This window comes from Chryseobacterium sp. CY350, from assembly GCF_027945075.1.
GTDB lineage: Bacteria > Bacteroidota > Bacteroidia > Flavobacteriales > Weeksellaceae > Chryseobacterium.
Genome location: NZ_CP116034.1, coordinates 2761692 through 2788151, shown reverse-complemented (window position 1 = coordinate 2788151; position 26460 = coordinate 2761692). Strand labels below are relative to the sequence as shown.

At 34.6% G+C, this 26460-nt stretch carries 31 protein-coding genes; 17 read left to right on the top strand and 14 right to left on the bottom strand.

Translation table 11 applies throughout. The features are described 5' to 3' along the window. Positions 1–223: 223 nt before the first annotated feature. The 3 genes from PGH12_RS12970 (at position 224) to PGH12_RS12960 (ending at position 3116) form a co-directional block, all read left to right on the top strand. The gene (locus PGH12_RS12970; protein ID WP_267596463.1) at positions 224–1426 is read left to right on the top strand and encodes a BaiN/RdsA family NAD(P)/FAD-dependent oxidoreductase; all 1203 of its coding nucleotides are present in this window, start codon (positions 224–226) and stop codon (positions 1424–1426) included. 125 nt (positions 1427–1551) lie between these two features. Next, positions 1552–2190: a DUF2306 domain-containing protein gene (locus PGH12_RS12965; RefSeq protein WP_267596464.1), complete on the top strand. Its 639-nt coding sequence runs from the start codon at positions 1552–1554 to the stop codon at positions 2188–2190. Positions 2191–2195: 5 nt separating this feature from the next. Further along, positions 2196–3116 (top strand): YARHG domain-containing protein, encoded by a 921-nt coding sequence (locus PGH12_RS12960; protein WP_267596465.1) that lies wholly within the window; start codon positions 2196–2198, stop codon positions 3114–3116. Positions 3117–3153: 37 nt separating this feature from the next. Here PGH12_RS12960 and PGH12_RS12955 read toward each other — a convergent pair whose 3' ends face one another. Next, on the bottom strand, positions 3154–3528 hold the full coding sequence (locus PGH12_RS12955; protein ID WP_267596466.1) for a ribosomal maturation YjgA family protein: 375 nt from the start codon (positions 3526–3528) through the stop codon (positions 3154–3156). A 277-nt stretch (positions 3529–3805) separates the two neighbouring features. On the opposite strand from PGH12_RS12955, the gene PGH12_RS12950 reads away from it, so the two are divergent. After that, positions 3806–4255: an energy transducer TonB gene (locus PGH12_RS12950; RefSeq protein WP_267596467.1), complete on the top strand. Its 450-nt coding sequence runs from the start codon at positions 3806–3808 to the stop codon at positions 4253–4255. On the opposite strand, the gene mutS is transcribed toward PGH12_RS12950, so the two are convergent. The 4 genes from mutS to PGH12_RS12930 form a co-directional block, all read right to left on the bottom strand. Next, positions 4256–6844 carry a DNA mismatch repair protein MutS gene (gene mutS / locus PGH12_RS12945; RefSeq protein WP_267596468.1) on the bottom strand — a complete coding sequence of 863 codons (2589 nt, stop codon included), beginning with the start codon at positions 6842–6844 and terminating at the stop codon, positions 4256–4258. It lies immediately after the preceding gene. Between the two features lie 114 nt (positions 6845–6958). Next, positions 6959–7132 carry a hypothetical protein gene (locus PGH12_RS12940; protein WP_267596469.1) on the bottom strand — a complete coding sequence of 58 codons (174 nt, stop codon included), beginning with the start codon at positions 7130–7132 and terminating at the stop codon, positions 6959–6961. Positions 7133–7137: 5 nt separating this feature from the next. Beyond that, complete coding sequence (locus PGH12_RS12935) at positions 7138–7446, bottom strand: hypothetical protein (RefSeq protein WP_267596470.1); 309 nt, start codon at positions 7444–7446, stop codon at positions 7138–7140. 28 nt (positions 7447–7474) lie between these two features. Further along, entirely contained in the window at positions 7475–8359 is an 885-nt protein-coding gene (locus PGH12_RS12930; protein WP_267596471.1) for a cupin-like domain-containing protein, read from the bottom strand. Between the two features lie 83 nt (positions 8360–8442). Here PGH12_RS12930 and PGH12_RS12925 point away from each other — a divergent pair, with 83 nt between their 5' ends. The 9 genes from PGH12_RS12925 (at position 8443) to PGH12_RS12885 (ending at position 16580) form a co-directional block, all read left to right on the top strand. Continuing rightward, the gene (locus tag PGH12_RS12925; protein WP_267596472.1) at positions 8443–9324 is read left to right on the top strand and encodes a bestrophin family protein; all 882 of its coding nucleotides are present in this window, start codon (positions 8443–8445) and stop codon (positions 9322–9324) included. 187 nt (positions 9325–9511) lie between these two features. Further along, positions 9512–10048 carry an RNA methyltransferase gene (locus tag PGH12_RS12920; RefSeq protein ID WP_267596473.1) on the top strand — a complete coding sequence of 179 codons (537 nt, stop codon included), beginning with the start codon at positions 9512–9514 and terminating at the stop codon, positions 10046–10048. 348 nt (positions 10049–10396) lie between these two features. Then, entirely contained in the window at positions 10397–11047 is a 651-nt protein-coding gene (locus tag PGH12_RS12915) for a CBS domain-containing protein (protein ID WP_267596474.1), read from the top strand. A gap of 1 nt (position 11048) precedes the next feature. Then, on the top strand, positions 11049–11915 hold the full coding sequence (locus tag PGH12_RS12910; RefSeq protein WP_267596475.1) for an NAD kinase: 867 nt from the start codon (positions 11049–11051) through the stop codon (positions 11913–11915). Positions 11916–11984: 69 nt separating this feature from the next. Continuing rightward, entirely contained in the window at positions 11985–13055 is a 1071-nt protein-coding gene (gene fbaA, locus PGH12_RS12905) for a class II fructose-bisphosphate aldolase (protein WP_267596476.1), read from the top strand. A 75-nt stretch (positions 13056–13130) separates the two neighbouring features. Beyond that, positions 13131–13985, top strand: a complete 855-nt coding sequence (gene accD / locus PGH12_RS12900) for an acetyl-CoA carboxylase, carboxyltransferase subunit beta (RefSeq protein ID WP_267596477.1) — start codon at positions 13131–13133, stop codon at positions 13983–13985. Positions 13986–14123: 138 nt separating this feature from the next. Next, positions 14124–14636 carry a DUF6973 domain-containing protein gene (locus PGH12_RS12895; RefSeq protein WP_267596478.1) on the top strand — a complete coding sequence of 171 codons (513 nt, stop codon included), beginning with the start codon at positions 14124–14126 and terminating at the stop codon, positions 14634–14636. Positions 14637–14766: 130 nt separating this feature from the next. Next, on the top strand, positions 14767–16170 hold the full coding sequence (locus tag PGH12_RS12890; RefSeq protein ID WP_267596479.1) for a spore maturation protein: 1404 nt from the start codon (positions 14767–14769) through the stop codon (positions 16168–16170). Between the two features lie 17 nt (positions 16171–16187). After that, a complete protein-coding gene (locus PGH12_RS12885; protein WP_267596480.1) occupies positions 16188–16580 on the top strand; it encodes a hypothetical protein in 393 nt (130 codons plus the stop codon). Between the two features lie 15 nt (positions 16581–16595). Here PGH12_RS12885 and PGH12_RS12880 read toward each other — a convergent pair whose 3' ends face one another. From PGH12_RS12880 to PGH12_RS12865, 4 genes are all read right to left on the bottom strand, one after another. Beyond that, positions 16596–17477, bottom strand: a complete 882-nt coding sequence (locus tag PGH12_RS12880) for a ferric siderophore ABC transporter substrate-binding protein (RefSeq protein WP_267596481.1) — start codon at positions 17475–17477, stop codon at positions 16596–16598. 5 nt (positions 17478–17482) lie between these two features. Further along, complete coding sequence (locus tag PGH12_RS12875; protein WP_267596482.1) at positions 17483–17878, bottom strand: ExbD/TolR family protein; 396 nt, start codon at positions 17876–17878, stop codon at positions 17483–17485. Positions 17879–17887: 9 nt separating this feature from the next. Next, a complete protein-coding gene (locus tag PGH12_RS12870; protein ID WP_267596483.1) occupies positions 17888–18592 on the bottom strand; it encodes a MotA/TolQ/ExbB proton channel family protein in 705 nt (234 codons plus the stop codon). Between the two features lie 170 nt (positions 18593–18762). Then, the gene (locus tag PGH12_RS12865; RefSeq protein ID WP_267596484.1) at positions 18763–19224 is read right to left on the bottom strand and encodes a hypothetical protein; all 462 of its coding nucleotides are present in this window, start codon (positions 19222–19224) and stop codon (positions 18763–18765) included. A gap of 167 nt (positions 19225–19391) precedes the next feature. Here PGH12_RS12865 and PGH12_RS12860 point away from each other — a divergent pair, with 167 nt between their 5' ends. From PGH12_RS12860 to PGH12_RS12850, 3 genes are all read left to right on the top strand, one after another. Then, the gene (locus PGH12_RS12860) at positions 19392–21188 is read left to right on the top strand and encodes a DUF885 domain-containing protein (RefSeq protein WP_267596485.1); all 1797 of its coding nucleotides are present in this window, start codon (positions 19392–19394) and stop codon (positions 21186–21188) included. 67 nt (positions 21189–21255) lie between these two features. Further along, positions 21256–21807: a hypothetical protein gene (locus tag PGH12_RS12855; RefSeq protein WP_267596486.1), complete on the top strand. Its 552-nt coding sequence runs from the start codon at positions 21256–21258 to the stop codon at positions 21805–21807. Between the two features lie 29 nt (positions 21808–21836). Beyond that, positions 21837–22283, top strand: a complete 447-nt coding sequence (locus PGH12_RS12850) for a DinB family protein (RefSeq protein ID WP_267596487.1) — start codon at positions 21837–21839, stop codon at positions 22281–22283. 98 nt (positions 22284–22381) lie between these two features. On the opposite strand, the gene PGH12_RS12845 is transcribed toward PGH12_RS12850, so the two are convergent. Further along, positions 22382–23002 (bottom strand): endonuclease III domain-containing protein, encoded by a 621-nt coding sequence (locus PGH12_RS12845; protein WP_267596488.1) that lies wholly within the window; start codon positions 23000–23002, stop codon positions 22382–22384. Between the two features lie 34 nt (positions 23003–23036). On the opposite strand from PGH12_RS12845, the gene bcp reads away from it, so the two are divergent. Beyond that, positions 23037–23486 (top strand): thioredoxin-dependent thiol peroxidase, encoded by a 450-nt coding sequence (bcp, locus tag PGH12_RS12840; protein WP_267596490.1) that lies wholly within the window; start codon positions 23037–23039, stop codon positions 23484–23486. 87 nt (positions 23487–23573) lie between these two features. Here the strand turns inward: bcp and PGH12_RS12835 are convergent, their stop codons facing one another. From PGH12_RS12835 to PGH12_RS12820, 4 genes are read right to left on the bottom strand one after another with little or no spacing between them, the layout of a single operon-like run. After that, positions 23574–24113, bottom strand: coding sequence for a GNAT family N-acetyltransferase (locus tag PGH12_RS12835; protein WP_267596491.1), 540 nt, complete (start codon positions 24111–24113; stop codon positions 23574–23576). Further along, positions 24076–24747: a hypothetical protein gene (locus PGH12_RS12830; RefSeq protein ID WP_267596492.1), complete on the bottom strand. Its 672-nt coding sequence runs from the start codon at positions 24745–24747 to the stop codon at positions 24076–24078. The genes PGH12_RS12835 and PGH12_RS12830 overlap by 38 nt, the downstream gene beginning before the upstream one ends. A 33-nt stretch (positions 24748–24780) precedes the next feature. After that, positions 24781–25866, bottom strand: coding sequence for a mannose-1-phosphate guanylyltransferase (locus PGH12_RS12825; protein WP_267596494.1), 1086 nt, complete (start codon positions 25864–25866; stop codon positions 24781–24783). A gap of 2 nt (positions 25867–25868) precedes the next feature. Then, a complete protein-coding gene (locus tag PGH12_RS12820; RefSeq protein WP_267596495.1) occupies positions 25869–26459 on the bottom strand; it encodes a SprT-like domain-containing protein in 591 nt (196 codons plus the stop codon). Position 26460 lies beyond the last annotated feature (1 nt).

Genomic DNA, 26460 nt, shown 5'->3' with positions numbered 1-26460 from the left:
TTTTAAAAACTAATGTGTTCTTCTATAAATTGTTGAAAGGAACTTAAATAAACTAATGTGTTTCATAAGCTTTTTTGACTTTTTACTCCATGTAATCTTCTATTTGTAGTTATAATTTTAGGTTGAAAGTTCAAAAATTATAATCTTCAAAATTACTCAAATAAGATGGTTTATAAAAATTGTAGTTTTGTAAAAATAATCTTCGGCATAAGATTACATAATTATGAAACAAATTATTATTATCGGAGGCGGTGCGGCAGGATTTTTCTGTGCAGCAAATCTTGACGAAAAGAAATACAAAATTACAATTCTGGAACAAAATTCAGACGTACTTCAGAAGGTAAAAATTTCCGGAGGCGGGCGTTGCAATGTCACACATGCGTGCTTTGATCCCAGAGAATTGGTTCAGTTTTATCCCCGTGGCAATAAAGAGCTATTGAGTATTTTTACAAAGTTTCAGTCGGGAGATACCATGGAATGGTTTGAAAAACGAAAAGTTTCGTTGAAGACAGAAAAAGATAACAGAGTTTTCCCTGAAAGCAATTCTTCGCAAACGATAATCAACACTTTTATGAACGAAATTCAGCAGAAAAATGTTGAAGTAAAAACCAAATGTTCTGTAAAAGAAGTTGAAAAGCAGGATCAAAAATATATTGTAAAAACGAGTTTAGGAGATTTTTCGGCAGACTATGTAGTTTATGCAACCGGAAGTTCACCGAAATCTTTGAAAATGATCGAAAATCTTGGCCATAAGATTATTGATTTGGTTCCGTCGCTTTTTACATTTAATATTAAAGATGATTTGCTGAAAGATCTTTTAGGAACAAGTTTTGAAATGGCAGAAACATCGATTCCGAAATTGAAAACTGAAGAAAGCGGACCGCTATTAATTACTCATTGGGGACTTTCCGGACCGGCAATTCTGAAAATTTCGGCTTGGGAAGCGATTAATTTGGCGAAAGTAAAATACAATTTCGAGATTGAGGTAAATTTCATTTCTAAAGATATTGATGATGCCGAAGAAATATTTCAGAATTTCAAACAGTCAAATCCTAAAAAGTTGATTGGATCATGTAAAATATTTGATGTAACAAACCGTTTTTGGCAAAGAATTCTGGAAGTTTCAAAAGTTGATTTAAATAAACAGATTGCGAATATTTCAGGCAAGGAAATACAGACAATTTTAGAAAATTTATGCAAAAAGAAATTTCAGGTAACAGGAAAATCGACTTTCAAAGATGAATTTGTAACCGCAGGAGGAGTAGATTTAAAAGAAATTAATTTTAAAAATATGTCCTCGAAAATTTTACCTAACTTTTACGTTGCCGGAGAAGTTTTAAATATTGATGCGGTGACCGGCGGATTTAATTTTCAAGCTTGCTGGAGTGAGGCTTGGCTGATTGCGCAGGATTTGAATTTGAAATAGACTTAAGTACAGAGTCTGTCATTCTGAATGAAACAAAATGAAATGAAGAATCTCTAATATAATTGCTTAGATTCTTCTTTCGTCAGAATGATAAACTGACTGCAGATTTTTAACCAAATTATAAAATGCTTTCCATTAATAAAAATATTTCGAACACAATTAAAATCCTTCTTATTATCGGGTTTGCATATTTCTTTTGGTTAATGCTGAAGATCACCTTAGAATACATTCCTTTAGACACTAACGTCAGTTTTTTAATGATCAAACAGACAGAAGTTGCTGAAAGACCAGAATATCTTTACTTTTTTTATACTCACGTTTACACAAGTATTTTTGTTTTATTGGCCGGGTTTTTAGCTATTCTACGAAAAGATTTTGGTATCAAAAACTTTCACAAAAGCTTAGGGAAAATTTATATTTTTCTCATTCTATTTCTGGCCGCGCCGTCAGGAATTTACATGGGAGTATTTGCAAATGGAAATATTCTCTCAAAAATTTCTTTTGTCATTTTAGGCTGTGTATGGTGGCTTTCTACTTTTAAAGCTTACCAATTTGCACGACAGAAAAAATTTAATAAACATAAACAATGGATGTGGCGAAGTTTTGCACTCACAGTTTCTGCAATCACTTTGAGAATGTGGAAAGTTTTTATCGTATATTTATTCCACCCGAATCCGATGGATGTTTATCAGATCATCGCTTGGTTGGGTTGGATTCCCAATATTATTTTAATAGAATATTTAATCACAAAAAAGCACATTTAATCAATATGAAAATTTTAAAATTTACTTTAATTGCTCTGTTTACAGTTGGTTTGACAAGCTGTAAAAAAGACGCTACAACAGAAGAAAAGTCTAAAGATAGTTTAACTTCAAAAAAAGATTCCGTCGTCATTCCTGAGGTTCATAAAGAATTTTACGGAATTTATACCGGTGAATTTTCGGGAAAAGAAATGATGCACGACAGCGAAGTAGATGAAGATTATGAAGGCATCAACACCAAAAGACTTTCTCTGAAAATCAACAGAATAACCAAAGACAGCGTCTACGGACAAAGCATTGTAAACGGAAATCAGAGACCTTTCCGCGGAATTTTTAATCAGAATTCAAATTCTTTTACGCTTGATGAACCCGGAAATGACAAGACTGACGGAAGATTTGAAATCAAATTAAACAACGACAGTCTCACCGGAAAATGGACTGCTTTTAATAAATCTGCTGTAAAAGCTGCTACGAAAAATTTAAAGCTGATTAAAAAAGAGTTCGTTTATAATCCCAATTTTATGGTCGATGAAAATTCTGAATTAATTGACTGGGAAAATCCAAAAGATTTTAAAGAAAAATATACCGACGAAGAAACAGGTAAAACAGAAACTTACACACAATCTAAAAACAGAGTCGCTTCTGATGCCGTTTTTAAGATCAATGCGTCAAAACAGAAATTAACCGAAAAAGATTTGAAAAACCTGCGAAAACTGGATATGGAAATCATCAAAAATTCTGTTTTTGCAAGACACGGATATTCTTTTAAAAAACAAACCTACAGAAACTTTTTTGAGCAGACCGATTGGTACATTCCGGTTTCTAATAATGTAGATAGCGAACTTTCTACAATGGAAAAAGAAAATGTGGCTTTGCTGAATCGTTTCATCAAATATGCTGAAGACAAATATGACTCTTTTGGAAGATAAATTCTTTAAAATTCTGAAGTTATGCAGATTATTTTCTCTAATTAAATTTTAAATTCGTAAAAATAAAAAGAAGAAAACATCCAACTGCGTAACATATAATATCAATCCACGAAAAAGAATTTACGATCACAATAAACATTAGGCTTCCTCGTTGGAAGCCTAATTTTTCGGCAATATTGAAAAATTGTGCGAATTCTATCACACAGGAAAACACAAAAATCCCAACAATCAATTGTGTATTGTTTACCGTCAAAAAACTTTTTACGAAAGTATACAGCAACATTACAACAATAACATCTCCCAAATAAGCTCGGATGAAGAATTGATCTTTTAAAACCGTTGCAATAAAAACTTCAACAAGGAAAATAAAGATCGTTAACAGTAGATATTTCAGGTTAAATTTAAATTTCATCGTGATTAATTTTTGGCTTTCTCGTCGATCTTCTATCTTTAAAAGAAGATCAGATTAAAGTTTTACCAATATCTGAATTTTCTTTAAATATTCAAGATGATTTTTGATTTGATTGAGTACCAGAAGCGTTTTAATGCACTATCATTTGTATCATTCAGTTAAATAAAGAAATTTTTTAACGAAATTTAGATGATTATGGTATCTTTTTTGCTGAATTACAAAATTAAGTATACAACTGAAATCTTTTTCAGTATCAGTATTATTAAAATAAATTTCCATGAAAAAAGCAGTTTTATTACTTGGCTTATTTTTCACTCCATTCCTGTATTGTCAAACTTCGGGAACTAAAACGACAGTTCAGAAAAGCACATCACCTTACCCGGATTATTCTTTTATAAAGACAAAAATGAATTTGAAAGATGTTGTGACAAAGGCTGACACTGCACCCGAATTTCCTGGCGGACTGAAAGTTTTTAAAAGAAAATATTTTGAAAGTATCGAAACTTTAGATGTAAAGATCAAAGAAAAAGTAGACACCCGATTATATTTTATCGTCGAAAAAAATGGCTATGTAAGAAATGTAACAGCAGTTGGCACCAACAAAAAACATGTCGAAGCGGCTGAGGTTGGTCTGCGAAGAATTTTTGCCCGCTGGAAACCGGCTACTATTAATGGAGAACCTGTTCGTTATTTAATGTATTTTCCTTTGACGAGTAAAGAATTTTAATTACTTTCCAATCATCTTTTTAATGGAATTCAGTTTCATTAAAGCTTCAATCGGCGTAAGTGTGTTAATATCAATTTTCGTTAATTCTTCTCTGATGTTTTCCAAAACCGGATCATCCAACTGGAAAAAAGAAAGCTGCATATTTTCCTCGGTCACTCTTTTGATACTTTCGGAAGAACTGCTTTGAGAACGGCTGGCTTCCAGAGTTTTCAAAATATCGTTGGCTCTGTTGACAACTTTTGAAGGCATTCCTGCGAGTTTCGCCACGTGAATACCGAAACTGTGCTCACTTCCACCAGGAATCAGTTTTCTTAAAAAGATGATATTTCCTTTATTTTCCTGAATCGAAACGTGGAAGTTTTTAATACGGTCAAAATTCACGGTCATTTCATTCAGCTCGTGATAATGCGTTGCAAATAAAGTCTTTGCCTGAGTTGGATGTTGATGTAGATATTCGGCAATCGCCCACGCAATGGAAACACCATCATACGTTGAAGTTCCACGACCGATTTCGTCTAATAAAATCAAACTGCGGTCTGAAATATTATTTAAAATATAAGCTGCTTCATTCATTTCCACCATAAAAGTTGACTCTCCGGCAGAAATATTATCACTGGCTCCAACTCTTGTAAAAATTTTATCTAAAACTCCGATCTCCGCATATTTCGCCGGAACAAAACTCCCGATTTGTGCCATTAGACAAACGATTGCGGTCTGACGGAGAATTGCAGATTTACCCGCCATGTTGGGACCGGTCACCATAATAATCTGCTGAGAATCTTTATCTAAAAAGATGTCATTCGGAATGTATTTTTCGCCTAAAGGAAGCGCATTTTCAATGATCGGATGCCTCGCTTCTTTTAAATCGATGGCAAAACTATTGTTTAAAACAGGTTTGGTATAACTTTCAGAAACCGCAAGTTCCGAGAGACCAACCGCCACATCAAGTTGGGCAATAATATTTGAATTTTCCTGAATTCTATCCATATAAATCATCGTATCCGAACAGACTTTTCGGTACAGTTGATTTTCCAAAACACTGATTTTTTCTTCAGCACCAAGAATCTGACTTTCGTATTCTTTCAGTTCTTCTGTAATGTATCTTTCAGCGTTAACAAGCGTTTGCTTTCGGATCCATTCACTTGGAACCTTGTCTTTATGCGTATTTCTAACTTCAATAAAATATCCGAAAACATTATTAAAATCAATTTTTAGGCTAGTAATTCCTGTTCGCTCTACTTCGCGGTGACACATTTCATCCAGAAAACCTCGTCCTTTATTCTGTAAACCTCTTAAATGGTCCAGTTCTTCGGAAATATTTTGTTTAATTACATTTCCTTTGGCGAGATTTACAGGAAGTTCTTCATTCAGATAATTTTCAAGCAATTGAATCAATTCATCCAGAGAATTTAAAGGTTCCAACCAAGCCAAAACATCTGCGTGAGGATGAAGCAATCCTTTGATTTTCTGGATATTAATTAAACTCTGACGCAGGTAGCCCATCTCTTTTGGGCAGATCTTTTCTGCTGCCAGTTTTCCCATCAAGCGGTCTAAATCTGAGATCGCTTTTAATAATTCTGAAATTTCATATTTCAGTTGATCATTTTCGTTTAAAAAATCAATCAACGAAAGTCGACGGCCAATTTCTTCAACAGATTTTAAAGGCAGAATAATTCTTCTTCTCAATAATCTCCCGCCCATTGGTGTGGAAGTTTTATCAATAATATCCAGCAAAGATTTTCCTTTCGGATTGCTTGGATAAACGATTTCCAGATTTCTCAGCGTAAAATGATCCATCATCAGATAATCTTCCTGCGGAATAATCTGAATTTTGGTAATGTGCGCCAGTAATTTATGATGCGTATCTTCAACCAGATAAGCGAAAATCGCTCCTGCAGCTGTGATTGCTAACGGCAGACTTTCAACTCCAAAACCTTTTAACGAATTGGTTCTGAATTGATTCGTAAGTTTTTCGTAAGCAAAATTATATTGATATGCCCAATCTTCTAATTTAAAAACATTTCTGTTTTTTAATTGTTCAGGAATCTGTACGCTTCGTTGATAAATGATTTCACTCGGATCAAATGTATTGATGATGTGTAAAATCTTATCTAAATTTCCTTCACTCACCAAAAACTCTCCGGTGGAAACATCGACCAAAGCGATTCCGTATTTTTCTTTTTCTTTGTGAAGAGAAAGCAGGAAATTATTCTTTTTTGAAGTCAGAACCTGATCGTTAAACGTCACTCCGGGCGTTACCAATTCTGTTACGCCACGTTTCACAATTCCTTTTACGGTTTTCGGATCTTCCAATTGGTCGCAGATTGCCACGCGAATTCCTGCTCTGACCAATTTAGGCAAATAAGAATCCACCGAATGATGCGGAAAACCGGCCAATTCGATATGACCGTCGCCGTTGGCTCTTTTCGTCAAAACAATTCCTAAAATTTGAGAAGTTCTCACGGCATCCTGTCCGAAAGTTTCGTAAAAATCACCCACTCTGAAAAGCAAAAGCGCATCAGGATATTTGGCCTTGATGGTGTTGTACTGCGTCATTAACGGGGTCTCTTTCTTCGTCGCCTTTGCCATTGAGATTTACTTAAAATTGGGATGGTAAAAATAGGAAATAAAAAAGAAGGAGGGAAATGCTTATTTGTTAGTATCCCGAAGGTTTACTGATGTACAAAAATTTTAAAAAAAATTTCATAATGCAATAATTTGTAAATTGCTTTGTATTACCTGATCTTTTGTTTTATATTCAGTTTCATTTACAATTTCGGTAAGACTATTCATCAACCAAGCTTCATCTTCTAAAGTCATTATTACTTTAGTTGCTGATTGACGGTTGGCTTCCAAATTATTAATCATAATTCGCATTATTTCTAAGTAAATTTATCATCAACAAGCTGAAATTCTTCAAAAACAAAAAGGCAGTTGTTTTCTGCAATCCAATCAATGTGAAAATCAAAAATTTGGTTATTATTATATTTTCCTTTTGTTTCGTAAAACGGCGAGAAAAGTTTTTTAGCTTGCACTACATTTAGATAATCAAATTGAAAGTTCATCGATTTAGGAAATCTAATAAGTTCAAGATTATTATTTTCAAGAATTTTGGATAGTGTTTTATGTCTTTCTTCCTCTATTTTTCCAACAATCAAAAGGTGTTTCTTAAAAGTAAATTTGTAATCCATTCTTTTTGTGATAGCTAGAGACAATATTTCAAACCTTCTTTTTTTTACTTAAATGCTTTTCCAACGCTTCAGTCGCTTTCTCGTATGCCCACTTCTGTTTATAATCCACCCATTTGGCTTTAAATAATTTTCGCATTAGTTTATCAGTATATCTCATCACGAAAACATGATACAGCATATTCGCAAAAATTTTCGGTTTATTCGGTAAAGCTCTCAATGACATTGAAAAACCCGGTTCCAAATATCTGTTGAAATGCCAAAAAGCTCCGGGAATAAAAAGTGCATCGCCGTGTTCCATGAAGATCTCAATACCTTTTGCGTATTTCAAAGCCGGAAATTTCTCGTAATCCGGATTTTCATAATCGATATCATAAACCGTGTGAACCGACAGCGGAACTTTATATAAAAACTTCGACTGTTTCTGGTCAAACAGTAAAATTCTTTTTTTTCCTTCAAAATGAAAGTGCATAAAATCACCCAAATCTACATCATAATGCATCAGAACATGTGCCTCACTCCCTCCAAAAAACAATGTCGGAAGTCTTTTGAAAAACTTAATTCCCAAATCCGGATAATTAAAATTTTTGAGTAGTTCAGGCAAACGGTCGGTGATAATATAAAAGAAAATTCTCAAATCAGAAGGTTTAGATTTTATCGTGTTGATGTAATCTTTCATTTTCATCTTTGCAACGGGTGCATCCGAACTTTTTTTAGAATCCGCAGGTTTATTGTCATAAAGTGGAACTTCCTGTTCGCCAGCTTTTTCTTTGATAAAATCAAAATTCCATTTGTCGAAGGCATCCCATCGGCTTGCGTAGTTTTTTATCAGAAGCGGCTTTTGTTTTTTGAAATAATTTTCCTGAAAATCTTCCTTACTGATATCATTGACAACATCTACGTTTTCGAGAATCATGGGTTTATAAATTTAATGCGAAATAAAATTAGTGTTTTTTTTGAAGTTTATAAAAATTTATCTTTGCAAAAAGCACATCAACCATGAGAGTTTACAATACCAAAAATTTCCTGAAAATCCTGGTCAGCTTGCATAAAAGCGACACCATGAAAATCCTGTTTCCTACGATGATTTTGATGGCTATTTATTCGTACGGAATTCAGTATCTGGAAGTTGAATATCTGCATTTGACAGCAAAATCTAAAATAAGTAATGTAGGATTGATTCATTCTTTATTGGGATTTGTTTTGTCTTTGCTGCTGGTTTTCAGAACCAATACAGCTTACGATAGATGGTGGGAAGGAAGAAAACTTTGGGGAAAATTGGTGAATGATACAAGAAATTTTGCCGTAAAGATTAATATTATTTTGGCTGACGACAGAAAATCGGCCGATCAGATTTCGCGATATCTTAAATATTTTCCACATTTTTTAGCCAAACATCTCTCTGAGGAATCTACGAGATTGGCGTTGGATGAAGATTATTCTGAAATTGAAAAATCACTTAAAAATCACGGCCCGACTGATTTGGTGATTCTTTTGACCCATAAATTATATCAGTTAAAAAAAGAAGGGAAAATCTCTGATGTTGAAATGCTTTATTTGGACACGCAGCTGACGGGTTTTCTGGATGTATGTGGCGGTTGTGAAAGAATAAAAAACACTCCGATTCCGTACTCCTATTCATCATTTATAAAAAAGTTTATCATTTTGTACGTTGTAGCACTTCCGATTGCTTACGTGATCAGTCTCGGATTATTTATGATTCCGCTGACGGTTTTTGTATATTACGTTTTGATGAGTCTGGAATTGATTGCTGAAGAAATCGAAGATCCTTTTAATAATGATGAAAACGATATTCCGATGGAGACGATCGCTCAGAATATTGAGAGAAATGTACATCAGATAATGGGTGGGAAAAATTAATTAGATTTTAAACATTAAGAAAATTAAGCTTTTAAGTGAATTGTAGTTCATAATTAATTTCTTTACAGTAATAAGGAATAAACAGGTTTATTCCGGTTTAGAAAATTTAAGGTAAGAAAATAATAAAATTAAGAATCCGTTGATGTCTAAGAATTCGTAAATTGTAATAAGAAATAAATAAATTATTTTGGTAAATAAATTAAAACTGGAAGAACTCAACAGAATTGATGTAGAAACTTTTAAAAAAGTAGAAAAAATTCCGTTGGTTGTTGTTTTGGACAATATAAGAAGTATGCACAATGTGGGTGCAACTTTCAGAACGGCAGATGCATTTTTGGTTGAGAAAATTATTTTATGTGGAATCACTCCTCAACCGCCTCACCGAGAGATTCACAAAGCAGCTTTGGGAGCAACTGAAAGTGTAGATTGGTCATATGAAGCTGATATTAATATCACAATTGATGATTTAAAAAGTCAGGGGTTCGACGTTGTAGGAATCGAGCAAACGACCAACAGCACGATGATTACAGACTTTAAAATTGACAATTCAAAAAAATATGCTATCATTTTAGGCAATGAAGTAGAAGGAATCAGTGATGAAGCATTGCAGAATATTGACTCTTTTATTGAAATTCCACAACTCGGAACAAAACACTCTTTAAATGTCAGTGTTTGTGGCGGAATTGTGATGTGGGAGTTTGCAAAAGCTTTAGGAATTAAATAATATTTATTTTTAAAATTAAGTCCTTAAAGTCTTTGCTAAGTGGAACGCCTTTGTTTATCTTAAAAACATTTTGTAGTCAAAAAGATCTTTGCGAACTTTGCGTTTAAGTTAGACGTTGCAACGAAAAAATAGTTTTTAAAATCTGCAAATACCCTAAAAATAAAAAACTGCGGCTGTCTAAAAAGACAGTGCAGTTTGAAATAAATCTAATAAAAAGTAAAAATGAAAGGCGACAAAGATACTTTTTTATCTTTTACCAACAAAATAATTTTTCGCATTTTTTATTTTTAATAAAAAAAACTGCAATAAAGCAAGAAGGTTTCGTTTAAAATTTTATAAATTAGCACAATGTTTATCAAGGACTATATCTCAAAAGATTTTCCGTGTTTTCATCTGACTGACTCCATCGAATCAGCTAGAGAAACCCTAGAAGCATTTGGATATACGCATATTTTTATCAAAAAATCACACCACTTTTACGGAGCAATTGCCAAAGACTTTCTTTATGAAGAAGAAGGAACTTTGAAAAACCTCGAACATCAGATCGAGCGATTTGCAATTTTGGAGGATAATAATATCATGGATAGCATCCGATTGTTTTATACCTTCAATGCCAACGTGATTCCTGTGATTAATAAGAGCGAAAAATATTTGGGATACATCTGTTGTGATGACGTGTTTCAAAACTTTTCTAAATATCCTCTGTTTTCGGAAACCGGTGCGATACTTACGGTAGAAACTCCGGCAAGAAAATACTCTATGACAGAGATTGCTAACATCGTCGAGAGCAACAATTCTAAGTTCTACGGCGGATTTATCAGTTTCATGTCAGACGAATTTATTCACATCACCATCAAAATCAGCAACGAAAATTTAGCTTCTATCGACGCTACTTTTGACCGTTATGATTACAGAATCGTAGAAAAATATTATTCTGATGAGAAAACAGACCTCTTCAAAGACCGTTTAGGTTTTTTACAAAAATTTATCGAAATATAATATGAAGGCAGCCATATATTCTCAGAAAAAAGATCTTGATACTTTTTTATACTTAAGCAAATTTATTTCTGAATTGGAAAGCAGAGGCGTAAAATCTGTTTTGTTTGACGAAATGGCAGAAGCGCTTCAATTTTCAAAAATATTTGAGACTTTTGGCAACAAACAGGATCTTATCGACAAAGAGATAGATCTTTTCTTCACTTTTGGCGGCGATGGAACGATTGTAAATTCGTTGACTTTTATTGAAGATCTCGAAATTCCTGTTGTTGGTGTAAATACCGGAAGACTTGGCTTTTTGGCAAGTTTTACCAAAGAAGAAGCGTTCAAAGAATTAGATTCTATTTTAAAAGGTGATGTAAAAACCAGCCGAAGATCAGTAATTGAAGTTGTTTCACCAAAATCAGATGAATTTTTTCCGTATGCTTTAAATGACGTGACGATTTCGAGAAAGGAAACTACCTCGATGGTGACGGTTGACTCTTATATCAACAATGAATTTCTAAACGTTTTCTGGGGTGACGGCGTGATTGTTTCTACACCAACAGGTTCTACGGCTTATTCTTTAAGTTGTGGCGGCCCAATTATTTCTCCCAATAACGAAAACTTTGTCATCACTCCGATTGCCCCACATAATTTAAATGTAAGACCTCTGGTTGTTAACGATAAAGTAGAAATTAAATTTAAAGTAGAAAGCAGAGTTCCTCAATATTCTCTTTCATTAGATTCAAGATTAATTCACATTGAGACTGATAAAGAAATTGTGATCAGGAAGGCGAGTTTTCAGCTATTGCTGGTACAGCCGAATAATTTAAGCTTCTACGAAACCATCCGTCAAAAGCTACTTTGGGGACGAGATAAAAGAAATTAGTAATTTCTCAAAAATTATTACCTTTACAAGAATTTTCAAAAAACATCCTAATATTATAATAAAGTAAACATGAGCAGAATTTTCCCGGCAGGAGTTGCCACAGGTCAGTTAGTTACAGATATTTTTCAGCACGCTAAAGAGAACAAATTTGCATTGCCTGCAGTGAACGTAATCGGTTCTAGCAACGTAAATGCAGTAATGGAAACTGCAGCAAAATTAAACTCACCTGTAATCATTCAGTTTTCTAACGGTGGAGCATCTTTCAACGCTGGAAAAGGACTAAGCAATGACGCTCAGAAATCAGCTATTCTAGGTGGTATCGCAGGAGCTAGACATATTCATACCCTTGCTGAGGCTTACGGAGCAACAGTAATTTTACATACCGATCACGCTGCAAAAAAACTTTTGCCTTGGATCGATGGTTTGATGGAAGCGAATGAAGAATTCTTCAAGCAGACCGGAAAATCTCTTTACTCTTCTCATATGCTTGATCTTTCTGAAGAATCATTGGAAGAAAACCTTGAGATTTCTGCTGAATATTTCGAAAGAATGGCAAAAATGCAGATGACTTTAGAAGTAGAAATCGGAGTAACAGGAGGTGAAGAAGATGGAGTTGACAATTCTGATATCGACAATTCTAAATTATACACTCAGCCTGAAGATGTAGCTTATACTTACGAAAAACTGAAAGCAATTTCTGACAACTTCACCATTGCAGCAGCTTTCGGAAACGTACACGGAGTTTACAAATCAGGAAACGTAGTTTTGACTCCGAAAATCTTAGACAATTCTCAGAAATTTGTTCAGGAGAAATTCGGAACTGCTGATAAGCCGATTAATTTTGTATTCCACGGTGGTTCAGGTTCTACTTTAGAAGAAATCAGAGAAGCGATTGATTATGGGGTAATTAAGATGAATATTGATACCGATCTTCAGTTCGCTTACACAGAAGGGATCAGAGATTATATGGTAGACAATGTAGAATATCTGAGAACTCAAATCGGAAATCCTGACGGAGAAGAAAAGCCTAATAAAAAATTCTATGATCCAAGAGTTTGGGTAAGAAAAGGTGAAGAAACTTTCTCTAAGAGATTGGTAAGAGCATTTGAAGATTTAAATAACGTAAATACGCTTAAATAAATTATAAATTTTGGGTTATAGATTTTAAATTATTTTTTAATCTGTAATCCGAAATCTAAATCTAAAATTTCATAAATGGCATTCGACTGGTTTAAAAGAAAAGCACAGAATATTACCACTTCTACTGACGATAAAAAAGATGTACCAAAAGGTCTTTGGCACCAGACTCCGTCAGGAAAAGTTGTAGAACACGATGAACTTAAAAGAAACAATTATGTTTCTCCTGAAGACGGATTTCATGTAAGAATAGGCAGTGCTGAATTTTTCAGTATTCTTTTTGACGAGGGAAAATTCACCGAGCTTGATGCGAATGTTGAAAGTATCGACATGCTTCAGTTTAAGGATACTAAATCCTATACTGACCGTCTGAAAGAAGTAAAAGCCAAAACGAAACTTACAGATTCTATCAGAAACGGAGTTGGAACTGTAAACGGAACCGAAATGGTAGTTTCTTGTATGGATTTTGCATTCATCGGAGGATCTTTGGGTTCTGTAATGGGCGAAAAAATCAGAAGAGCGATTGATTACTGTATCGAAAAGAGGCTTCCATACATGATTATCTGTCAGTCTGGAGGTGCAAGAATGCAGGAAGCAACGTATTCTCTGATGCAGTTGGCAAAAGTACAGTCAAAACTAGCTCAGCTTTCAGAGGCCGGACTTTTATACATCGCATACCTTTGTGACCCGACTTTTGGTGGAATTACCGCATCTTTTGCAATGACCGCAGACATTATTATGGCTGAACCAAAAGCATTGATCGGGTTTGCAGGACCAAGAGTTATCCGTGAAACCATTGGTAGAGATTTACCGGAAGGTTTCCAGACTTCAGAATTTTTGCAGGAAAAAGGTTTTGTAGATTTTATCGTAAAAAGAACAGAAATAAAAGAAGTTGTTTCTAAAACAGTGAATTTATTAGCGGCAAAAGCTTAAAATTTAAACTAAAAAATAGATCATCTCTCTCAATTTGGGAGAGATTTTTATTTGAGTATTGGTAATAATTAAGTACCTATTTTTAAAATATAAACGGCTTGATTTTAAAGCAATAAGCCAATTGCCAACAGCTAAATTATGAGGACTTTTAAAGTGATTTTCAACACCATAAAAAGCATGAGTTTTAAGAAAATTCTTAAGCTTTTATCTGCTGTTTTACCTCATCCTCTATTTTCTATTTTGAGTTTTTATGCAACAGTAAAAGCTTTCTCTATTGCACAAAGATTATATCCTAAAACGGCTTCTAAAAACGGCGAAGGAAATGCTTTCAGACATTCGTTGTGGTGCTGCCTGATTATGATGTATTGCAGCAAAATTTCTTCTCCCGAAAAAGCGCTAGATTTCTGCAAGAAAATTACAGATTTACATGAAGAATTATTTCCAAATCAGCCTTTAGAAACCAAGATGGATCTCCATAATAATAAGATAGGAATGGATTATTTTATGGAACTTTTACCCGGAATACACCGTCAGTTTTTTGAAAAGAACTTTTTTATTGAAGAATTAAAAAAGAAAACTGCCAACGCAAAAGTTTTGAAAAACTTGGATGATGATTTTGAAGGAGAATTGGTTTATTTGGATGAAAAGTAATTTTTTAATTCCTTACATTACTGCAAAGTTTGTCATTCTAGAAATTTGTTCACCTCTACAAAAATTATATTTCATCACTTTTTGTATTCTGAATATTTTTTAACTAAGTTTAAACAATTAATTTAATCAAATGGTTCTCAGCAGAATTTGGTCGGCTTTCATCATCATCGCGATCGCAATTGCAAGTATAAAATACATCTCATCCAGCCATTACAAAACCATTTTCAACGATATGGTGGTAGGAAAAGGCGGTGATACAATCAAAGTTGCCAATCAAAACATGGGTTCTTTCTCACCTTTGATTCAGGAGAACTTAACAAAAAACAGTGATTTTGTAGATAGCAGAATTCACTACAAGACCGATTCTCTGAAACAAAATGTTCATGTTTATCGTATTCAGGATGCTGACGGCGTCATTGGAACTTCCGAAACGGCTGTGAAAATTTGCTTAGGTTTAATTGGAATTATGGCTTTATTCATGGGATTCATGAGTATTGCTGAAAAAGCAGGCGGAATCAATTTGTTAAGTAGATTAATTCAACCATTTTTTTCGCGCCTTTTCCCTGAAATCCCCAAGAATCATCCGGCATTCGGGCACATGCTGATGAATTTCAGCGCCAATCTTTTAGGTTTGGATAATGCTGCAACACCTTTTGGATTGAAAGCAATGGAAAGCTTACAGACTTTAAATCCAAATAAAGACACGGCGAGCAATTCTCAAATTATGTTCCTCTGTCTTCACGCAGGCGGAATGACTTTAATTCCTGTGTCGATTATTGCTTTAAGAGCTTCTGCAGGTTCGAAAAATCCTACAGATATATTTCTTTACTGCATGATTGCCACCTTTGCGGCAACTTTAGCGGCCATGATTATTGTTTCAATTTATCAGAAAATAAATCTTTTGCAGCCTGTACTTTTGGCATACGTCGGCGGAATTTCCCTATTGGTTGGACTGCTTGTTTGGTATCTGACAGGATTGAGCAAAGAAAATTTAGATATTTTCAGTCAGGTTTTAAGTAACGGATTGATTCTTTTTATCTTCTTAGCCATCGTACTCGGAGCACTTTATAAAAAAATCAATGTCTTTGAAGCATTCGTTGACGGAGCAAAAGAAGGTTTTACGACGAGTGTAAAAATCATACCTTACTTGGTGGGAATGCTTATTGCTATTTCGCTTTTAAGAACTTCAGGAGTTTTTGAAGTGATTATCGACGGAATGAAATGGGTGGTTAACGCCGCGAATTTAGACGCAAGATTTGTTGACGGACTTCCAACGGCTTTAATCAAACCACTTTCAGGTTCCGGAGCACGAGGAATGATGATGGATACTATGGCAACTTTTGGAGCAGATAGTTTTCAAGGGAAATTGGCGGCAGTTCTTCAGGGAAGTTCAGATACGACATTTTACGTGATTGCAGTTTACTTCGGAGCTGTAGCTGTGAAGAATACGAGATATACAGTTGTTGCTATGCTTTTGGCTGATTTGGTGGGGGTAATTACTGCAATTTTGTTGGCGTATTTGTTTTTTGCATAAATTTAAAAATAAAAAATATGATACACGATAAAGACTACATTCTTCGCATTGTGAAGCAATTTTCTGAATTTCTCAACAAGAGAATCTTGGGTGAAAATGAAGAAACGATTTCCGAGCAGCAAAGAATTTTCGACACCAATATGAACGATACTTTTAAGATGAGTTTTGATGAACTTTCTTCAAAATCAGCTGAAGAAATTACACAATCGATTCATGAGAAGGAAAGTAATCATCACATTCCGTATTTTGAACTTTTGGGCCATCTTTTTTATGCCAAAGCAAAGGAAACTGACAACAAAGATTTTTCAGAAAAAGCCATCGTCTTTTATCAATTATATCTCCAGACCAGTGGAATATTCTCCCTTCCTATTATCAATAGGATCAACGAAATAAAAAAAGCACTTGAATAAAGTGCTTTTGTATTTTTAGAATGAAATCTTGTAAGTTCCTGTAGAAGAAACACTGGCTCTCTCAGCCTTTACATATTTCTTAACCCAGGAAACCGATGTTGAAACAACACATGGATCTGAAACTCCGCCCGATCGTCTTGCAGAAACCACATTTCCGGCTTTATCTACAGTGTAGGAAATGGTAATTGATCCACCTGCCGAGCAACTGTGACTTGGCTGCGCACCACCTCTACCCATCGTTCCGGGAATGTAGCCGACCAATCTTCTGTCGATTCCTACTTTGCTGTCACCGTTTCCATCGCCGCCTAACGGATCACCATCATTTCCGATTCCGTCACCAGTTCCCTGACTTCCGGCTTTTGTTCCACGACCTTTGATTAAATTTCCGATTGCCGCAGTTCCTTTTCCGTCACCATTTCCTGTTTTTGAATTGGCTGTTGTTGCAGAACTTTTAGCTTTCGTTTTTGTAGTCGAGCTTGCTGTTGATTTTTTATTTGTTTTTGAATCTTCCTTTTTCGGCGCCGTAACTTTAGAATTATTTCCTGTAATAATTTTATCTTTAATATCAGTCTTTCGCGCTTTAGGTTTTGGATCTGGAGTAATGACTGTTTTAGGTTCAGAAACTACATTTTCCAAAGGTTCAGGAGCATTTTCTTCTGCTTTTGCGGCCAAACTTCCTTCCTGATTGGCTGGTTCGTCTACTCCCGCACCATTTCTGTTGTCCCCAAAATTTACGAGCATCGTGGTTACCAATTCGGTTTCCTTAGGACGCTCGGTAGGTTTCATTTTATAGATGAAAACGAACAACAGAATGGCAGACCAAATTAATGCAGAAAGTACGGCACTCTTTAGTTTGTCTCTTTTTTCTTCTTCTCTATTAATCGTGTAACCTCTCATTTCTTCTATTCTTTTACCGTTGCAATGGCGATATTCAGTTTATGCTTCTCTGCAATTTCCATTAAGAAAACCACATCTTTATGCATCGTACTTTCATCTGCTCTGATGGTAAATGACTTTGCAGATTTAATGTTCAGATCATTTACAATCGTCTGTTCTACCAATTCTCTTGCAACTGGTTTATCATCAACGAAATATGAACCGTCTGGCTTTACACTTACCGTCATCGGATTCGGAATATTATCTTCCACACTTCCCGTTTGAGGAAGCTTAACGTCAATCGCGCTTTGATTAGCTGCCGAAGAGGTGATCATAAAAAAGATCAGCATCAGCAAAATAACGTCGGTCATCGCCGCTAAGCTGAATTCCGGATGGGCTTTATTTCTTCTTTGAATCTTCATATTCGAATATTACAAAGGTTTATTAATTAAATCTAAAAATTCTCCTGAAACATTCTGTGTTCTCAGGACGAACTTATCAATTCTCGTCAACAAAATATTGTAGAAAAAGTTGGCAGGAATTGCTACTGCCAAACCGACAGCAGTTTGCCCTAAAGCAGTATAAATACCTTCTGACAATGTTTTTGGAGAAAAAGCTCCCTCTGCATGAGACAAATCAAAGAAAGCAATGATCATCCCGATCACTGTTCCCAAAAGCCCGAGCATCGGTGCAATACTTGGTACCACCGCCAAAAGATTCAGGTTTTTCTCCATGTTGGCAACCTCGATCTGAGCCTGAGATTCCATTGCGCTTACGATATCTGAAACAGGTCTTCCCAATCTCGAAATTCCTTTTTCTAAAATTCTTGATTCAGGAGAGTTCTGAGTTTTACAGTAATCTGCCGCAGCATCAATTTTCCCGTCTCTAATGAAATCTTCAATATTATTCATAAAGTTAGAATCGGTTTTTGCTGTCATTCGTTTGATATAGAAAAACCTTTCGAAAAAAAGATACACTGAGAAAACACCAAGTGCTAAAACAGTTGCCATTACTATTTTAGCAAAAGCACCTCCATGAAACAGAATGTCCCAAAATGAAAATTCAAGTTTTTCAGCGACCACAGTTGGCGCAGCAACCTGTGCAAATAAAATCTGAGTAAGTTCAGTTAGCAGCATCAATTAGTTTATTTATAATGGTTTCAACGACAAAAATAAAGGATTATTATTAATACTTATCTTAAAATAAGCTTAAAATATGGATTGTAAATTAATTATTCGCCTAAAAACAGCAAATTTCTTTCCAAATAACAATTTGAAAAGAAATTTAGATCTTATTACGAGACTTTTTAGTCTTCGTCTACAATAATTTCATCGGGTGTAAATTCGCACTTCAGTCTGAAAGGAAGCGGATTATCTGATCCTGTATAAAAATCATCAATATTTCCCTTCCAGATCACCTGGAGCTCGTCTTGCTCGTTTTTTTCAAAACAAAGCTGGTTGTCGTATAAAAAAGCATCTTCATCATCAAATAAATTTACTTCTGTATATACTTCATCATCAGAATCATTGATCTCAAAAGTTTTTCCTTCGATCTCAGCAGTTTCTATAGGAAACTCAATGACCTCCAGAGAAAGCTGAGGAAAATTATACTGCAATGAATCATCATCCACATGATCTAAACCGTCATCCGTAATGATTTCTACTTCTAGAAAATGCTTTTGATTACTATAAACAGCCTTGCAGTAAGTGCTTTTTATATTGTACTTCAATGTTTCGTCCGGATGGTAAATTTTTAAAATCCCTTTCATTATTTCTTAAAAAAGAACTGTAATACTATGATTGTTAAACGCTTTAGGCAAAGATAAAAAATTGTACCAATGTTTAAAATATTTTCAAAAGTATTTTTTTATAAATAGCGATTCTTCAAATCAATCTTGTGGTAATATTCTTTATTTTTGTTGTTTAAAGATTTAAAATGAAAAATATCATATCAAAAGTTGTATTGGGATTAGGTTTGGCAGCCTGTGTCGTTTCCTGCAAAAAGACAGATTCACCTTTAACCAAGGTAACGCCTACCAATCTAGATTCTATTGCAGCAAATTATTATGAGCAATATCTTAAATTATATCCTCTTGAGGCAACATCACAAGGAGATTTACGATACAATGATCAGCTCCCGATCAATATTGATAAAGATTTTATTTCAGGAGAAATTGCTTTTTATAATTCTGTTCAGAAACAATTAGAAAACGTTGATTATAAAGCACTTTCAGATGAAGATAAAGTGGTTTATGACGTTTTGGATTATACTTTAAAAGATAAAACCGAAAAATACAGCTACCATCCGGAATACATTCCTTTTTCTCAGTTTGAAGGATTACCACTGAGTTTTCCTTTGTACGGAAGCGGACAGGGAAGCCAACCATTTAATACCGAAAAAGATTACGAAGATTGGTTAAAAAGAATGGAGAAATTCCCGGAATGGATGACTGCTGCTACAGAAAACTTCCGTGAGGGAATGACTAATAAAATTGTTCTTCCGAGAAAACTAGTTCTGAAAATGATTCCACAGATGAAAGCGGAAGAAATTATCACTTCAGATTTTGAGAAAAATATCTTCTCCGGACCTGTGAAGAATTTTCCTAAAGACTTTACTGCTGAACAAAAAGAGAAATTCACTCAACTTTATAAAGATGCAGTTGCTAAAAACATCATTCCTGCTTATACAAAAATGGGAGAATTTTTAGAGAAAGAATATTTGCCTAAATCCAGAGAAACAGACGGTTACAATAGTCTACCAAAGGGAGACAACATTTACAAATTTTATGTAAAAAGCTGGACAACCACCAACAAAACACCTGAAGAAATTAACAAAATCGGACAACAGCAGGTTGCTATGCTTCGCGCTGAAATGGAGAAAGTAAAACAGGAAGTCGGTTTTACAGCAACCCTTGAACAATTCATCACTTCTGTTACGACGGATAAAAAAGCGATGCCTTACAAAACATCGAAGGAAGTTTTAGACGGTTTTAATGGAATTTTAGCTAAAATAACTCCAAAACTAAAAACGATGTTCAGTGTAACACCGAAAACTAAATTTGAAATCAGACAAACTGAAAAATTCAGAGAAGCAAGTGCAAGTGCAGAATATATCCAGGGAACGCCGGACGGAAAAAGACCGGGAATTTTCTATATGCCACTTCCTGATCCATCAAAATTCAACGTTACTTCAGGAATGGAATCTCTTTTTTTACATGAAGCCATTCCTGGGCATCATTATCAGGTCTCGCTTCAGCAGGAAAATACAAAACTTCCAAAGTTTATGAGATTCGGCTGGTTTGGAGCTTACGGTGAAGGTTGGGCTCATTATTGTGAAACTTTAGGTCCGGAATTCGGTTTATACACCGATCCTTACCAGAAAATGGGATATCTGAGTGATCAGATGTTGAGAGCTGTCCGTTTGGTTGTGGACACAGGAATTCACACCGGTCAAATGACCAGAGAAGAAGCTATTAAATATTTTCTAAGCAATATTGCTTATGATGAAGCCGGCGCAACAGCGGAAGTTGAAAGATATATGGCAATTCCCGGACAAGCTTTAGGATATAAAATCGGTTCGTTGAGAATTCGTGAACTAAGAGAGCAGTATCAGAAACAGCTTGGAAATAAATTCAGTCTGGCTAAATTTCACGATGAACTTTTAAGCCAGGGTTGTCTTCCTCTGGATGTTCTGAACAGGAAGATGGAACTTTGGGCGAAGAAGCAGAAGTAGTTTTTAAAAATAAGTCACGAAATAATTTTTCGTGACTTATCTGTTTTATATTTGTTTAGACTCAACCATGAAACAAACTTTATATTTTTCATTCATTTTTATTTTCTGCTTATTTGTTGTAAGTTGTAAGAAAGACAAGAAAGGCGAACAGGTTTTTGAAAAATTCTCCATCGACCAACACCTTCCACAAAATGATACCATTAAGTTGCTTTCAAAATATCCTGAACTGAAACTTTATAAAAAAGAAAAATTAGAAAGTAAAACAAGAACTGCTTATATTGTTCAAATTGCAGGGTTTCTACCTATGGATAATTACAAGTGTTCGTCTGCTTTAAAGAATGATACATTAGAAATTTCACTTAATAACAACAATGGCTTTTTCGGAAATGGAATTTTAGTTAAGGTATTTGGAGGTCGTTTTTTAATTAAAGATATTGATCCCAAAACTTTACATGGCGAAATAAAATTTATGAAAACTAAACCAGTTTATCAAAAATTAATTTTAAATAAATATAATTTTCAGAAAAAAGACACCGTTTATGGTCTTATAAATTACAATACAAAAGTTGAAGGTTTTACAAAAGATTTCAGAGGATATTTTAAAGCAATTGTTAAATAAAAACATCGAAATTAAAATTTTAAAAAATCATGACACAAAGTCTAAAATCACTCTACACACGAGATTTAAACAAGTTAAAAACAGAAATTGAATCCTACCAAAACGAAGAAGCAATTTGGAAAATTGATAAAAACATTTTAAATTCCGGAGGAAATCTTTGCCTTCATTTAGTGGGAAATCTTAAGCATTTCTTCGGAGCAATCCTTGGAAAATCGGGATATATAAGAAATCGTGAAGAAGAATTTTCATTAAAAAATATCTCTAGAACTGAACTTATAAAACAAGTTGAAGAAACTTTAAATGTTGTTATTTCAACACTTGATCAACTTTCTGAAGAAGATTTAGCAAAAGAATATCCTATTGAGCCACTAGGTTACAAAATGACGACAGAATATTTTCTGATTCATTTGTTTGGGCATTTGAGTTATCATTTGGGGCAGATTAATTACCATAGAAGGTTGTTGGATGTGGAGTAGTTTTTAAATTATTAATTCTCAAACCACCCCGTCAAAAATTCTTTGAATTTTCGCCACCCCTCCAAATGAGGGGAATTTTGTGACTGCTAAAAATTTTATTATTTTTCGAATAACATTTTCGTTAAAAAATCTTTCTCACCTTTCCCTCTCGCGGGAGAATATTCTCGTCCGTAGAATATAATCTGAAGATGCAGCTTATTCCAGACTTCTTCTTTCCACAGATTTTTGGCATCTCTTTCCGTCTCCACAACATTTTTACCGGAAGTAAGTTTCCAGAGCGTCATTAGCCTATGAATGTGTGTATCAACCGGAAAAGCGGGAAATCCGAACCCTTGACTCATTACCACAGAAGCGGTTTTGTGACCAACGCCCGGCAAAGCTTCCAGTTCTTCGTAGGTTTGCGGGACAATTCCATCGTGTCTTTCCAAAAGAAGTTCTGCCATTCTTTTCAGGTTTTTTGCCTTGATATTGGATAGTCCTATTTCTTTGATGAGTTCTTTAATCTGAAATTCCTCTAGTTTGGCCATTCTTTGGGGTGTTCCTGCCACGGCAAAAAGTTCCGGCGTCACCTGATTCACCTTTTTGTCTGTTGTTTGTGCCGAAAGTGCCACTGCAACCATTAATGTAAAAGGATCTGTATGCTCCAACGGAATCGGTACAGTAGGATATAATTTTTCTAATTCTATCTGAATAAGCTCAGCTCTTTGCTTTTTTGTCATTTAAACCATTAAATTTGAACAAAAATAAATCATTATGCTGAAAGCAGGAGACAAATTACCTGATTTTGAGGGAATCAATCAAAATGGAGAAACTGTAAGTTCGAAAAAATTAATCGGAAAGAAACTGGTTATTTTCTTTTATCCCCAAGCGAATACACCAACTTGCACAGTAGAAGCTTGTAACCTAAGCGATAATTATTCTCAGTTGGAAAAAAATGGATTTCAGCTTTTGGGAATCAGCGGAGACTCTGTGAAAAAACAAAAGAATTTTCATTATAAATTTGCATTTCCCTATGATCTCATTGCGGATGAAAACCGTGATATTATTGAGAAATTTGGGGTTTGGCAAGAGAAAAAAACGTTTGGGAAAACTTATATGGGAATTGTAAGAACTACTTTTATTTTTGATGAAAAAGGAATCTGTACCCGTGTAATTGAAAAAGTAACTTCGAAAACTGCGGCTGACCAGATTTTGGAAGGTTAGTTTTAAACACAAATTACACTAATATTTCACAGATGACACAAATTTTTAATGTCTATTCGTGAAAATATTTGTGTTATTAGTGGTTAGTTATTCTGTTTTATAATACATCAGCTCCTCCGTTTCATTGGGAAGCGTGACGTACTTTTTAAATTTTAAATCTAGTCTTTCGATCAATTTCTGAGAAGAAAAATTGTCTTTTACTGTAATTGCTGAAATCTTTTTTAAACCAAAATCATCCATGCCGATTGATTTTACTTTCTTTGCGGCTTCAAACATCAATCCTTTGCCTTCAAATCTTTCCAAAACAGAAAAACCGATGTCGACAATATCCAGACCTTCTTTCTCAAAAATTCCTACACCACCGATTTTTAGATTTCCTTCTTTTAAAACAATGAGATAGTTTCCGAAACCCACTTTTTCAAACTGTGGAAGAAATTTAGCTTTAATATAATTTTCTGCATCAGAAAGTGATCTGATATTTCTATCGCCAATAAATCTGATGAATTTTGGCATGTTGTAAAGCTCAAGAATAAGATCTGCATCATCCAGAGACATCGGACGAATGATCAGTCTCTCAGTTTCGTAAGTATTATCGTCGTTTTTTAACAGGCTTTTTCTTTGGCTCATCTTTCGGTTCTTCTTCTTTCTTTTCGATTTTTAAAAGTCGAGGATTATTGGGACACTTTTTGGTGTACAGTTCAATATAGGTTCCGTTTTCTTTAACCTGAGAAATCTGCGCTGTTGCTTTATTTACGGTAAGCGTAAAGTGTTTTTTTTCATAGGGACATTCTTTTGAGGTTACTTTTCCCAGGTCTAAGTAGTAATTGGTTTTATCCTCATAATAATTTCCTGCCACGTCAACAAACTGCTCGTCGATGATATAACCATCCAAAACAGCAGAAAGTGCAGCCTCTTCAGCATTATCAACTTTCCCAATAAAATCTCTAAGTCCGGAAATTTCGGTAATATAACTGGTGTTTCCACCTTTAGAATAGACGATGTAATAAAAACTGTCTTCAGTGGGAGTTATATTAAAACCTGAAAACTGAGGCGTGTAATCTTTCTTGGTTCCTGAAGTTTTGAGTTCTTCATTTTTACCGTAATTATTCTGAATCAATGCCCAGAAATCAATCTTATCATTAGGAATAATTTTTGCCAGAACATTTTGCGTATTAAAGAACTTCTTTTTTTCCTGAGAAAAAAGAAAAGTTCCTATAAACAGGAATAAAATAATGCTGATCTTTTCTTTACTTTTTACCATAACCCAAAATGCGGCAGAAATTATGCCATGATTTTACATGAACTGATCTCCCTTTTTCAAACTTTTCAGGTCTAAAACGTATTCTTTAATCAACTGATCATGTTCTCTAGGGCAGATCAGAAGAACTTTTTCGGTGTCTACAACGATGAAATCTTTTAAACCGTCGATGACGATTGCTTTGCTGCTGTTATTCTTCACATGAATAATATTTCTTTCAGCATCGTAAGTCAATGCGGTTTTTATATTGATGGAATTTTCATTTTCGTCTTTTTCGCTGTTCTCAAAAACAGAAGTCCAGGTTCCAAGATCGCTCCATCCCAAATCTGCGGGAATAACGTATACATTTTTTGCTTTTTCTAAAATTCCATTATCAATAGAAATTTTCTGAAGCTTTGGATAAATAAGTTCAATGCAGCTTTTTTCGTGATCTGCATTGTACTCGCATACCGTAAATTGCTGGGTCATCTCAGGAAGATGCATTTCAAATGCTTTCTGAATAGATTTTACACTCCAGATAAAAATTCCGGCATTCCAGAGAAAGTCGCCGCTCTCCAGGAAACTTTTCGCCAATTCTAAAATAGGTTTCTCTGTAAATGTTTTAACTTTAAAATAGTCTGAACCCGTTTTATCAACAAACTGAATATATCCGTAACCCGTGTCCGGACGAGTTGGCGTAATTCCTAAAGTCACTAAATAGTCATGAGTTGAAGCCTGCTGAAAGGCGAGTTCTAACTTTTCTAAAAAAATATCTTCTTTCAGAATTAAATGATCAGCCGGCAAAACAACCAATGTAGCGTTAGGATTTATCTGTGCTATTTTGTTTGCCATATAAAGATTACAGGCAGCGGTATTTTTCATTAAAGGCTCCCCAACAATATTTTCTTTTGGAATTTCCGGCAGTTGCTGGTGAGAAAGACTTACGTATTCTGTATTGGTGATAACAAATATATTGGCATCAGGAATCATTTTACTTATTCTGTCATAAGTCTGCTGAATCATCGTTCTGCCTGTTCCTAATATATCCTGAAACTGTTTTGGGAATTTCTGTGTGCTGAGAGGCCAGAATCTACTGCCGATTCCTCCCGCCATAATCACACAGTATTTATCTGATTTTGACATATTTAACTGCATTTTTTCACTCTTGCCAAAGGTTTGAAAGAATACTTTCTTCCTGTAGCCAGATTAAGACAAAGATAGTTTTTTTTAATAAGACCTTCCAACAAATACTTCTCGTTGCGGTATAAGAAGTGATCTCCTTTTGTGAGACTTTCAATATAAATTTCTCCATCATCATGATTCTCAATGTGAAAATATTTCACCAGATCCGGAGATGACATAAAGTTTGCTTTTGGAGACTTTGAAAATTTAACGATAATTGGTTTTAAATCATCTTCATAAACTTCAATACTTTCTAAAAGCATTATTCTGAAAGTTTCCTTCCATTCGCTTCCGTGAGGTGAAATTCTGCGACCATATTTCTCGAAAGCAATCAGATGCGCCAATTCGTGGGTGAGTACGAAGAAAAAAAGTTGCGGCTGTAACGTCGAGTTGATGGTAATCTCGTGCGAAAGATCACGCAGTTTTCGGTAATCTCCAAGTTTAGAATTTCTGTTTCTTGTGATTTTTATATGAATAGAATAATCAGAAAACCAATTCCTTAAGTGACTTAGCGTGTTTTGAGGCAAATATTTTTCTAAAGACTGAATAGACATT